Origin of the sequence: Prevotella sp. khp7, assembly GCF_900109055.1 — a bacterium.
Taxonomy (GTDB): Bacteria; Bacteroidota; Bacteroidia; order Bacteroidales; family Bacteroidaceae; genus Prevotella.
In genome coordinates this window covers 370,633-383,386 of record NZ_FOIV01000003.1, presented here as the reverse complement: position 1 = coordinate 383,386, position 12,754 = coordinate 370,633, and the positions used below count along the sequence as shown (strand labels likewise).

Below are 12,754 nucleotides of genomic sequence, written 5' to 3'. Positions count from 1 at the left end.
TATTATGGCATTGGCATTTCTTCAAGAAGTCTTTTTGTTTCAACCTCTGATTCAATCCATCGGATAGTTAAATCTATCATTCCTATCAAATCTTTAATATCTTTGTCTTCCCACTTACGAACGTAATGAGTTTCATCGTTTCCAATCCATGTTGCTCTTGCTGCGACAGCTTTGATATTTGGACTTGAAATATCCTCTTTTATACATTTTGCAAGATTCTTCTGTTTAATCCCATCTTTCTTGTCATCATCAATTCCTGACATAATGTAATCTTTTATCAAGAACTCCAATGCTTTCCTATAACCAACACCACATATTTGTGATAGGTTCATTTGTTGGGCAGCATAAGCTTGATTATATATATCACAGAAAATTGGTGATATCTCACTGATGATTTCTCCAAACTCCTTCTTATCAAGGCTTAAGTTTGGCAAAACCCTTGAATACATATACATATTGTTTTTCAAGATATACTCAGATAAAAAGGGCTTTTCACAGCTAGGATTTGTGCATTGACAAAAAACGCCCACACCTATATCTTTGTTTCCACACGAATAAAGATATTTTGGAATCATCTGAATTTTACAAAACGGGCATCTTACTGAAGCCCTTTGGATATCTCGACTACTTTCACTTCCGTTTACACCCTTGTAACGTACATTCGTATATTCCATAATCTTCTTGGTTTTTAGTTTATTTTATTTCTTATATAACATATTCTTCTTGTGTGATTGGAGGCTCTGGGTCTACAATGAGGACTTCATCGTAGGTCAGACCATAGAGGTGATAGAAATTCTCTTTGGTAGAAATCAATATAATATGATTTATTTTTCAAACAGCTTTCTACAGTCTGTTTATCTGGGTTTATCGTTTGCTGCATAGTAAGTACCTTTTTATTTTATCTGAATTCTATATCTTTAACTATCTCATCGTAGTTCTGACCCTTTACGTATCCACGCTTTACTTTATTGAATGCAATCTCGTCGAGCAAGCCACGTTTCAACAGGCCAACTATATCACTCTTCGCTGTAGTTGCGGTCACCATAAACTTGTTTTGGAGATCCTTTACAGTTAACACCTCCTTGGGATTCTCCATATACATCCGGATAATCTGAGCCTGACGCTCGTTGATATCGCCTAACCGTAGGAAAGTGTTGGCCAGCATTCTCTCATCCTGCTTTTTCTTGATGTAGTTTTGTAGTTGCTTAAATGACTGGTCAAGAACTTTCAGATTGTAAGCGATGAAATAGCCCAAATCATTGCCATCGGCTTCTACATACTGATATGCTTTTTCATACGATTTCTTCGTCATTGCAATAACACGGGATATAGAAAGATATTCCGTCAACCAATAACCCTGCTTCAACATATACCAATAGAACAATGCACGAGCCGTTCTGCCATTTCCGTCAACAAATGGATGCATATAGGCCACCATGAAATGGATGATGATGCCACGAATAATGGGATGGACAAATACTCTTGCGTTTGTCTCATTGAAGTATTTACACAATTCTTTTAGGAATGTTGGCAATTCTTCGAAAGATGGTGGTGTATGAACCACCTCATGCGTAATACCATCTTCTACCACAACCTCGTTATTAGTACGGAGCCTACCAGCATCATTAGGATCATTCAATGTCTTATCTGTCATTAAATGATGGATATGTAGTACTAATTCTGGTGTGAGTGGCGTTTGTTTGTTCTCTACTATAAAGCGGATGGTTTGATAGTTGTTGACTATCATCTGCTGAGACTTATCTTTAGGAGACATCTGCCTCCTTAGCATATCTTTTGCCACTTTTCGAGTAGTAGCAGCCCCCTCCATCTGACTGGAATAAATGGCTTCTTCCATCAGTGAACTGACTAAATACCGTTCCCTGTTGTCGTTAGGAATGACAGACCCCGTTTCCCATGAGCCACCAAAGTTCATATCGAACTCATGACATAGCCTCTGCATTCTGTTGGTTAGGCCGAAATTCACGTTATATTTATCCCATGTATATACTGTACTTGAAATACGAGAAGCCCTTACTCTTATCCATAATTCCCGTGCAGAGCCACAAGTTTCTGGGCGCTTTTTATATTTTACAGTATCCCAATACTCATAGTCATCGTTGATTTTATCAATCAACGCACTCAACTTTTCATCAGGTCTTTTGGATTTGTCAAGCATCACTACCGCCAAATCCTGGTCTGTTATAATAGGAGGTTTTTCTATCATACACCTTAAACATAAATTTCCTGGTGCAAATATATATAATTCTTTCCAATTTTGCAAGGATTGGAAAGAATTTGTTCAAATATCTAGAGTTATTTAAGCATTTATAACATTATGATTCTTTCCAATCTTTTAAAAACTGGAAAGAATCATAATCATTCTCACGGTTGCGGTATTTGCCTTAGTGGGATTCTTAAGCTCGATAATGCAGACTGGGATACCATTCACAAATTACAGAACATCAGGACGGCGATTCTCCTGACCTTGCTCCATTACGAACTGGTTTACGCAATGGAATAAATTACGATTAGGATGTTCAAAGTCTATATATTCCATACGGAATGATGTACCACGATTATCACTATAGGTGCCATCACGATACAGCAGGAAAGCATTCTTTGCTGCATAGTAGTCGTTCTAACCACCCACGTTTCTCAGGTTGGCCACCACATTGTCCATTTCTGCATCAAACCTTTGTCGGCATATTGCGCATTCATCGCTCCTACATCATTGCCGTCGACAAGATTCAGAAGGTCGATCGCAACGATTGCGTCTACATCGGTAAAGAAATCATCCACATCCCCGACGGCTACCTACCCACTTTCCGTCAATTCCTTGAAATCCGCTCAATGGAAAAAAGATAGTCTGCTATTTCCCAATAAAATATAAAATCCCAAGGCAACCTTAACAATGCCGAATCGACGCAAAATCGCCGCATCATATTATATGCAATAATCTTATAACGCATTACAGGAATAACGTTCTTTACTCTCCTTCCGAGCGACATCTCAGAAGCAGTCAAATCTAAACAAGCCTAATAGACTGGTAGTAGTCTTGTCACTTTTTATTGTGTTGCCAACAGTAAATACTTCCTGCCACCGCTTTACGACTACAACGTGTTCCTTTCTTTGTCCTTGCGGCACATTGCCCACCACCTGAAGTCTTATTTGAGTTTACTGTCTTCCCATTAACCATTTTCGAAGCCGTACTAGAAACCTTCCCTAATTGAGTTAATTTTAGTGTATCAACGGGGTTCCCTTCTCCATCAAGAAGTATAAAAATACAGCTCCTACTGTTTTTGGTTGTGTTAACCGGTGTACTAAAAAAAACAAAATTGTCACTAATTTCGTATTTTGCCCATGTTACTTTACTATCATTTTTGATTGAAAAAGTATTTCGAGGCGTTATTTTTACGGTTGCCGTCAAAATGCCCTTATCTGGTAAACATACTTCATGCTTTCCAAATCTTTGGGAAAATACTGTTACGCAATTGAAATTTACGATTATTATTACTACAAGTCTAATGAATTTTGAATTAAAGATTTGTTTCATATTTGATTGATTTAACAAGTATTATTCAGCAGTTCTTCCTTTTTTTCTGCTTTTCAGTTCATCCAAATAACCAGCCGTTACAATTCCTGATGGTAGGGCAATAATAGCTATACCCACCATCGATGATATGATACTGATAAAACGTCCAACATCTGAAATAGGGTACAAATCTCCATAACCAACAGTAGTAAGTGTACAAGCTGCCCAATAGAAAGCATCAAAGAAATTGTCGAAAAGATAACGGCCAGTATCTGGGTTGATATCTTCCTCTGCATTAAACATGATAAGGGCGGTGATGAAGATATAGAATACAGCCAATGAAAATACTGTCCAAAGGATCTTACTCTGTCGTCGTATAACGGCTAAAATTATCTCCAATGGCTCATAGTATCGAACAACTTTTATCACTCGAAGTATTTTAAGCAAACGCGATACACGAACAACTTTGAAGGTGGGACTAAGTATATTAAAGGTTGGCAAGATAGACAACAAATCTATAATCGCCATTGGTGTAAATGGATAAATCAAAAACGCCACTATTCGATTATGTTTAGATGACAAGTCTGCTGTTATCCATCTAAGAAGATAGTCCACAACAAAGCAAAGACCTGAGATCAAGTCAAAATACCAGAAGATAGTTGGCTGTTCCCTAAACATCAAAGGTAATATGCCAATCACTATCGCCACAAGCATCACCCAATCATAAACTCGAGAAAATGAACTTTCATTCCTCGGCTCTATCAATTCTCTTATACACTCCCTAATAGTCATATGCAACTGGTAAATCTTCTGCTTTCAACATGGATAGGACTTCCTCTGTTATGTTTTGTTCTGACGATAGACGTGTGGCTTGGTTTTGAATGGATTTCTCAAATAGATTTCTCACAAAGCGAGCATTCCCAAAATTCTTATCTTTATGATCAATAGCAGAGGACATTATCTCTCCAAGCACGCTTGATGCTTCTTCATCTATGGTGTACTGATTCTTATTCGCATTTAAAAGAAATATTTGCTTTAATTCCTCTGCTGTATAATCAGGAAAATGAATATATCGATTAAAACGAGACTGTAAACCAGGATTCGAATCTATAAATCCTTTCATCTCAGAACTATAGCCTGCTAGTATTACGACAAGTCGATTCCTATCGTCTTCCATACGTTTAAGTAAAGTAGAGATTGCTTCTTGTCCGAAATCCTCCTTAGCCCCTTGAACTAGAGAATAAGCCTCATCAATAAAAAGTACACCATCCAAAGCAAAATCAATGATCTTGTTAGTCTTAACGGCTGTTTGACCTACGTATTCTGCTACTAATCCAGATCTGTCTGTTTCAACTAAATGGCCTTTCTTTAAAATCCCCAAATCCTTATAAATACTAGCCATAATACGGGCTACAGTGGTTTTCCCCGTTCCAGGATTGCCCGTAAAAACACAATGGAATGAGATGTCTGGAGTTCTCAATCCTTTACTTTCCCTTACCTGCTGAATCTTTATGAAATTGGCGAGTTTTGTGATTTCTTCTTTGACAGAAGATAGACCTATTAAATCCTTAAGCATGTCATAAGGAGATTCCACCGTTTCCTGTTCTCGATTCGTTGTTGTTCTTACATTTGAACCATTTCCAATGTTTAAGTCCTTAGACTTCATAATATCCGCCAGCCACTTTTCCTCTGTTTCATTAACTTGCCCATCAGCTTTTGCAACTGCCGAAGCAAATCGATACAACAAAGTCATGTATTGAGTTTGGAGTTCTCCATCACATTCGCCTAATGCCTTTTGTAGGAAAAACTCATTTGGCGACATCTGGGCATTCTGATTGACCATATCTGACGTTTTAAGTACATCTACAAAGGAATCTTTAATCTTTAATCTGAAGTCAGAAATATTGTTATAACTAATATCAAAATCAGGTTTCAAGTATTTACTCATAAAGAGATAAATACCAATATTCTCATTGTCATCATCCATAAAGAAGTCATGACCTAACCCTTTGTAACATCGATAGACATCTGTAAGAATAACGAGCCTTACTTTTTTGGAAATCTCCCATGGCGTTCCATCAGAGTTTTCAAGTTGCATCATTTCATCCAATTTGGCTCTCACATTTCTTTTTCTACCAACTTTAGTCATAAAAGCGCAAAGATTATCACTTGCAGATTTTATGAGATTAAATTGATCCTCAGTAAGTTGATGAGGCGATGATGTCTCTAAAACATCATCGTTTCCATCTTTATTTGCCAATTCCGACAGCAAATGATTTTTCAAAATGAGCCACTCATCTTCATTATGAATCAATACTTCACGAGGCTTGTAACCATCAGCAGCACCAACGACACCTGCTTTTTCCAATTGTTCCATAATAATACTAGCTCTATTGTAGCCGATTGCGAATTTACGCTGGATAAGACTAGTAGAAGCGCTTTGATTGATTATAATTAAATAAGCTGCATTTTCAAATAACGGGTCAAAGACACCCAAGAAGTTTTCTCCTTCTTCACTTCTAGAATCAATCGAGGAGTCTTCTGAGATAAACTCTTGAGTGATACCTGTCTCTTTATTCGGAGAAATCTGGTTATCGATTAGGTTGTTTACCTCTAATGAATCATTTTTATTATCAGCAAAGATGTACTTAAAGAATACGAAACCGCCAGTAATTATAAAGAGCAAACCTAGTATTATTGAAGTTGGAGTTTTACCCATTAAAAGGCATAAACCAACCACTATTAATACCATACTAAAAGAAGTTTTTAAGCATCCTAAGCATCCGTTGTTATTTGAACTATTGGTGCTGTTAATGGTTGACAATGTACCTATACCACTACCAATCTTTTGACGACTATATAATCCTATCCCAGGAATACTTGTACTCATATACGTGCCCCTTTTTCCAAATGTAACTTTGGCACCTTTGGGGCCTATAGAGCTGCTTATTCCATTTTTACTGAAGTTAATATGAACTCCAGGGGCAATCTTTACTCGTTTGCGATAGTTCCATGCCATATCCTTTTAGTTATTTGTTAAAGACCAAGTACATCCAATAATCTATCAGATAAAGGTCACATAGTGTCAGGTTCGTTGTTATGAGATTCTATTACCTATGTTTAATATAAACGTAGCCAACAAAGAATTTATGCCCATCAAATTCATCCTCAACCTTATCTATAAAGCACGTGCAACGCATTGGAAATTCTTCTCCAGCCATAGATCGCACTAAGTCCGTCATATCTGATGGAATATAACCAAGATGATGACGATCCGAAGCAACGACCTTAATCGCATTAGAATCATACTCATTTTGCGGTTCTGGCACCAATGCACATTCTACACGGCCAAGGTATCTGTTAATTCCTTGTCGATAATTAATACCTGCTATCTTCAGAATGCGGAGATTTTCATAAATACTCAGGAAGCCACCATCATCTCTTTTTTCTGGCAGCGGTCCATTATAGGAATTATCATTGATTGCATCAATCGTTTTTATATCTCCCACAATCTCTGCCTGAATCAATGTCTGACATTTACGAGTCATCAACTCCACTTCCTCTATAAGGTCTGGTATGGCTTCACCAGCTAATTTTGCGTCGAGTTCACGCTGGGTTTCTTCATTAGTATTGTTTTTCACATTCATCACCATGAATACCATGAAGACAACAACTATTCCAAAAAATATCAGCAATACCATAATGTTTTATTTTTTAAGCTATTTTTTCTTTTACATCTATTCCTATAACAAGAACATGCGCAGACTATCTCTACGCATCGCCAAGGTTCACCACAAGCCTCAAAAGCTTCATAGAAACGTCTGCGCACATGGCGCAACGCTCTAATAGTTTTTGTCACATAGCTCATTTTATCTTCGAGGTGGTGATTCGGTGATGTTAGAGCCAATAAGTCCTGCATTCCTTTCGGATTGCAGTTGCAAAGATAGGAAAAAAATTTCAAAATAATCTCTATTTGCCGAGATTTTAACGAATATGAGATAAAAAATGGAGTTTACTCCAAGAACATACAAGAATTGTCACATATCTCGTTCATAAACATCAATAGTCAAATTGCGTGTTCTAGAAGAAAGAGTTTCATGCTTCTGATAATAGCGTGAAGAACGAAACAGATATATCCCCCTTGAGTTTTGCTCAAAGGTACTCTCGCTCAAAAAGTCCAATATACTTTTGGCTCGCTTTTTCGCGGGTTTGAATCCCAATGGAATCACTTATGGAGACTTGAGATATTAATTTTGGAAGCCGCTAATCCTTGCAAATTCTTGCAAGTTTTTGCAGAATTAGCAAGAATTTGCTAGTTTTCATTTCATTAATTCAGCTTTCAGTGACGGATAGAAATCCTTATTTGTCCTGTCCTCAGTGATCTTGTACACCTTGATTGTCGGGTCTATACTGGTTATTATCTTTTTATAGAACTGGCTTTTCTCTGAGGTTATTCTATCTCCAAGATACACAGCTTTCACCTTTACATGATAATGTGGCGAATAAGAACTGAAATTTTTCTCATCATATATTTTCACCGCCCTCACCTCGTGCTCACTTTTCCAAACAGGAGTCTTTACAGACAATATATCCTTAACCCCCTTATCCAGATTCTTCGCGTCAATCAAGGGAAGCGTATTCTTGTATTTCACCTCCAGAAGTTCCCATCCCGTATTATATTGCCCTGTGGGCTCCACCTCAATACAACAGCCCTTATGGCTATCTGCATAATGAGACCACATCAGATAATCGTCGGGGAAATCCTGATTGTCTTGTTTTGTCAGAAGTGAGCAGATTCTCGTACATCCCAGCTTTTTTCTGATATTATCGAAGTCGTCTGAATCCAGTCCTGTTTTATTATACCTACCCTCCATCGGGTCGTTCAGTTCTTTATTCACAGCGCCATAGAAACGCTTGTTGACTATAATATCAAGAAAACGTTCAAAATCTGTCAGACTACGATATTTGTAGTAGGTTCTTTTCATCAAATCTGCTTCCATATTTTAAGTTTAGCGTAATTGTTAGGTTTCATATAACGGGTTTATGATTTGCCTACAAAGGTAAGCAAAAAAAACGATTTAACCAAATAATTCCGCGATAAATATCAACGTTCATAGGAAAAGGGGCTACCTTATTCAGGAAAAGGCAAAGAAGCGCACCGCGCACCGTGCTGCAAAGTTGCAAATGCATTTTTCATATTTTCGTTCGAGGCGAGGGGGGGGGGATGATTGTTATATTATATATTATATTATATAATATTATAATATTATATAATATAATATATAATATATAGTTTTTCTCCTTTTCCTCGCAGCATTTTATCGATTTTCGATTTTGCAGCACGGTGCTTTGCAACAATGCAGCGCTTACAGTAGTTTTTTCCTGATTTGGCTGACAGTTTTTGCTGCAGTGTTGCAGTGTTGCAGTTCGAATCATGGTGTGGAAAAGGTGAAAAAGTAAATCTATATATTTATATATATATAATATATATAATATATAGACCTTTTTTAGGGATGCGCTAAGCTCTCAAACAACTGCAACACTGCAACAACTGCAGCAGATCGACGGGATCCTTGGTCAGGAGCCCCTACTCTGCTCGGAGGAAGGGCGGGGTTTCGATAAACGAAAGTAGCTCTTTGCCCGGAGGGAAATACGAAACAGAAAGATACGTATTGATGGCGTATTTGCTTGCATATTCCAAAAATTTTTCGTATCTTTGCATCGTTATTAGAAGCAGTTAAAATATGGATATCACAGAAAGGTTTTTAAACTATACACAGTTCGACACGCAGTCGTCGGAAGAGAGCGACAGCGTGCCCAGTACCGCCAAACAGCTTGTTTTCGCAGAATACCTGAAGAAGGAGCTGGAGCGCGAGGGACTGAGCAACGTGGAGATGGACGAGAAGGGCTATATCTACGCCACGCTGAAGGCTAACACGAAGGGCGACATTCCTACCATCGGATTCATCTCGCACTACGACACAAGCCCTGACTGCTCGGGGGCTGACATCAAGCCGCATATCGTGCGACAGTATGACGGCAGCGACATCCTGCTGTCGGAGGGCATCGTCAGCAGTCCGAAGAAATTTCCCGAGCTACTGAGTCATGTGGGCGAGGACCTGATTGTGACTGACGGACACACGCTGCTGGGGGCTGACGACAAGGCGGGCATAGCGGAGATCGTGCAGGCGATGTGCTGGCTGAGGGATCACCAGGAGGTGAAGCACGGCGACATACGCATAGCCTTCAACCCCGACGAGGAGATCGGAATGGGCGCCCACTACTTCGACGTGGAGAAGTTCGGATGTGAATGGGCCTACACCATGGACGGCGGCGACGTGGGCGAACTGGAGTTCGAGAACTTCAACGCTGCCTCGGCCAAGATACGCATCAAGGGCGTGAGCGTGCATCCGGGCTATGCAAAGGGCAAGATGGTGAATGCCAATCTGCTGGCGATGGAGCTGGCGGCAATGCTGCCCGAGGAGGAGCGTCCTGAGACGACGGAGGGCTACCAGGGGTTCTACCATCTGCTGGGCGTTCAGGGCAACATAGAGCTGGCCAGTATGAGCTACATCATCCGCGACCACGACCGCGAGACGTTTGAGGAGCGTAAGCGCAAGATGGAGAGCATCGTGGCAGCCATGAATGAGAAATACGGCGAGGGCACGGTGACGCTGGAGCTGAAGGACCAGTACTATAACATGAAGGAGAAGATTGACTCGAAGATGCACGTGATAGACATCGTGTTGCGCGCCATGCAGGACTGCGGAGTGGCTCCGAAGGTAAAACCCATCAGAGGCGGCACAGACGGCGCTCAGCTGTCGTTCAAAGGGCTGCCCTGCCCCAACATCTTCGCTGGAGGCGTGAACTTCCACGGACCGTATGAGTTTGTGAGCATACAGTCGATGGAGAAAGCCATGCGCGTGATTATCCGTATCTGCGAGCTGGCAGCGGGATTTAATGATTGAACAGGGCGTTGATTGACTCTTTCTCGCCAACGACCCAGATGATGTCGCCTGCCTGGAACTTGCGTGTGGGCTTGTAGGGAGACAGCTTTTCCTTTCCCTCTTCAAGACCTACCACCATACAGCTATAGATGTCGCGGATGCCGCTCTCGATGAGCGTCTTGCCAACGAAAGGACTGTCGGCACCGATGACCAGCTGGCGGAGCTTCATCTCGCGGTTCTCCCACTCGTAATCCTGTCCGAGGACTTCTTTCTCAAGGGCTTCGCGGAAGACGGTGAACTGCTCGTCGCTACCAATCACCTGAAGCACATCGTAGGGGAAGATGATATAGTCGCCATCGGGGATGTTGATGCGCATGCCGCCACGCAGGATGCTGCTGACATGGACGCCGTACTTGCGGCCCAGATCAAGATCCTTGAGGGTTGAGCCCATCCACATGGAGTTATAGGGCACCTGGAAGTCGGCGATGTGGATATCGCGGTCGAGCAGACGGCCTTCATAGAGCGGGCGCTTCTTGCCGTGTACCTGAGCCTCGATGTCGCGCGAACGGAGGTTCTGGATAAAGAGGCGCTCAAGGGTGATGGAACGGTGCTTGATCCAACGCGAGAGAATAATCAGAATGACGACTACCAGACCAATGGTGAACATAATGGCATTGGTGAAGCGGCTCAGATAGTTGCAGATATAGAAAATGAAACTAATGGCGATGAAGCCGCGCACCAGGATGGTGAAGATGAGTGGCGGACGGTTGCGGTTAGACTCGGCCCAGAGGGCACGGAACTCGTCGCTATGGTTCTTCTTCATGACCATCGCACGCAGGAAGGGGGCGATGAGCAGCACGGTGAGCACGCCTGTGATGGCGTTGGCATACCAATGGAGCTCCCAGCCAGGCAACAGCTTGCGCGTGAAGGGCAGCACGAAGGTGAACATCACCACGATGCCTGCAACGGAAAGGATGGAATAGATGATGGTGTTGACGGCCATCTGCCTGAGCAGCTTATTCCACAGGCTCTGATGGGTATGGGTGTTGCCAACAGCCATCTGGTTCATCGACTTGATGAGCTTGTTGGGCAGATGACTCTCCAGTTTGTTATAGGCTGGCGTGGCCAGACGGATCATGTAGGGCGTGAGGAAGGTGGTGATGACGGATACGGCCACAACCACAGGATAGAGGAAATGGCCGATGACGCCCAGCGACAGGCCCAGCGAGGCGATGATGAACGAGAACTCACCAATCTGAGCCATCGAGAAGCCGCAACGCATGGCTGACTTCAGCGACTCGCCGCCCAGCATGAACGAGAAGGTGCCAAACACGCTCTGACCCACCAGAATGGTGAGCACGAGGCACATGATGGGCACGGCATAGTCGACCAGGATCTTGGGGTCGACCAGCATACCTACCGACACGAAGAACACGGCACCAAAGAGATTCTTGACGGGCTCGACGAGCTTCTCAATATGTTCGGCCTCGACGGTCTCGGCCAGAATGCTACCCATGATAAAGGCACCAAAGGCTGACGAGAAGCCCACCTTGGTAGAGAACACGGCCATGGCGCAACACAGGCCAAGGGCGACGATGAGCAGCACCTCGTTGTTAATCAGGCGGCGAACGGCCTTCAGAATGAGGGGTACGGCAAAGATACCAACCACCAGCCAAAGCACCAGGAAGAAACCTATCCTCAATACTGACTCCAGCATCTGTCCGCCATCGGGGTTGTTACCACTGGCGATGGCACTCAGCATCACCATCATGACGATGGCCAGGATATCTTCAAGTATGAGCACACTCATCACCATGCCTGCAAACTGCTGTTGGCGAAGGCCCAGATCGTCGAAAGCCTTATAGATGATGGTGGTCGACGACATGGCCAGCATACCTCCAAGGAAGATGCAGTCCATCCTGCCCCACCCGAAGAGATAGCCTATTCCTGCACCCAGCAGCGACATGAAGAAGATGATGGTACAGGTGGATATGATGGGCGAGGCGCCCATCTTGAGGATTTTCTTGAAGGAGAAGTCGAGACCCAGAGAGAACAAGAGGAACATGACACCGATGTCGGCCCAGAGATGGACGTTGTCCATATCAGCCACCGAAGCGGTATAAGGCATACTGGGACTTACCAGGAAACCTGCCACGATATAGCCCAAAACCAGGGGCTGCTTCAGTTTCTTGAAGATAATGGTCACTATGCCTGCCACCGTCAGAATGAGGGCCAGGTCTTGAATCAAAGTAGGTAGTTCTGCCATCTTGTTTTA

The 12,754-nt window shown here is 42.4% G+C and carries 11 protein-coding genes; 2 read left to right on the top strand and 9 right to left on the bottom strand.

Going from position 1 to position 12,754, the window contains the following annotated elements:
- Positions 1-2: 2 nt before the first annotated feature.
- From BMX82_RS08445 to BMX82_RS13230, 3 genes are all read right to left on the bottom strand, one after another.
- Positions 3-674 carry a DUF4145 domain-containing protein gene (locus BMX82_RS08445; RefSeq protein ID WP_091767861.1) on the bottom strand — a complete coding sequence of 224 codons (672 nt, stop codon included), beginning with the start codon at positions 672-674 and terminating at the stop codon, positions 3-5.
- 224 nt (positions 675-898) lie between these two features.
- Entirely contained in the window at positions 899-2,224 is a 1,326-nt protein-coding gene (locus BMX82_RS08440; RefSeq protein ID WP_091767859.1) for a Fic family protein, read from the bottom strand.
- A 228-nt stretch (positions 2,225-2,452) separates the two neighbouring features.
- Positions 2,453-2,557: a type I restriction endonuclease gene (locus BMX82_RS13230; RefSeq protein ID WP_255396581.1), complete on the bottom strand. Its 105-nt coding sequence runs from the start codon at positions 2,555-2,557 to the stop codon at positions 2,453-2,455.
- Positions 2,558-2,562: 5 nt separating this feature from the next.
- Here BMX82_RS13230 and BMX82_RS13325 point away from each other — a divergent pair, with 5 nt between their 5' ends.
- On the top strand, positions 2,563-2,865 hold the full coding sequence (locus BMX82_RS13325) for a hypothetical protein (RefSeq protein WP_143058348.1): 303 nt from the start codon (positions 2,563-2,565) through the stop codon (positions 2,863-2,865).
- A gap of 193 nt (positions 2,866-3,058) precedes the next feature.
- On the opposite strand, the gene BMX82_RS08425 is transcribed toward BMX82_RS13325, so the two are convergent.
- The 5 genes from BMX82_RS08425 to BMX82_RS08405 all read right to left on the bottom strand — a co-directional run bounded on the left by BMX82_RS08425 (position 3,059) and on the right by BMX82_RS08405 (position 8,532).
- On the bottom strand, positions 3,059-3,553 hold the full coding sequence (locus BMX82_RS08425; protein ID WP_091767856.1) for a hypothetical protein: 495 nt from the start codon (positions 3,551-3,553) through the stop codon (positions 3,059-3,061).
- Positions 3,554-3,574: 21 nt separating this feature from the next.
- Positions 3,575-4,324: an ion transporter gene (locus BMX82_RS08420; protein WP_091767853.1), complete on the bottom strand. Its 750-nt coding sequence runs from the start codon at positions 4,322-4,324 to the stop codon at positions 3,575-3,577.
- Positions 4,314-6,551 carry a DUF4236 domain-containing protein gene (locus BMX82_RS13290; protein WP_091767850.1) on the bottom strand — a complete coding sequence of 746 codons (2,238 nt, stop codon included), beginning with the start codon at positions 6,549-6,551 and terminating at the stop codon, positions 4,314-4,316. Before BMX82_RS13290 ends, BMX82_RS08420 begins: the two co-directional genes overlap by 11 nt.
- A gap of 91 nt (positions 6,552-6,642) precedes the next feature.
- Positions 6,643-7,233, bottom strand: a complete 591-nt coding sequence (locus tag BMX82_RS08410; RefSeq protein WP_091767847.1) for an HIRAN domain-containing protein — start codon at positions 7,231-7,233, stop codon at positions 6,643-6,645.
- Positions 7,234-7,851: 618 nt separating this feature from the next.
- The gene (locus BMX82_RS08405) at positions 7,852-8,532 is read right to left on the bottom strand and encodes a DUF2971 domain-containing protein (RefSeq protein WP_091767844.1); all 681 of its coding nucleotides are present in this window, start codon (positions 8,530-8,532) and stop codon (positions 7,852-7,854) included.
- A gap of 744 nt (positions 8,533-9,276) precedes the next feature.
- Here BMX82_RS08405 and pepT point away from each other — a divergent pair.
- Positions 9,277-10,500 carry a peptidase T gene (pepT, locus tag BMX82_RS08400; protein WP_091767841.1) on the top strand — a complete coding sequence of 408 codons (1,224 nt, stop codon included), beginning with the start codon at positions 9,277-9,279 and terminating at the stop codon, positions 10,498-10,500.
- On the opposite strand, the gene BMX82_RS08395 is transcribed toward pepT, so the two are convergent.
- Entirely contained in the window at positions 10,490-12,745 is a 2,256-nt protein-coding gene (locus tag BMX82_RS08395; RefSeq protein ID WP_036911480.1) for a monovalent cation:proton antiporter family protein, read from the bottom strand. The genes pepT and BMX82_RS08395 overlap by 11 nt on opposite strands.
- Positions 12,746-12,754 lie beyond the last annotated feature (9 nt).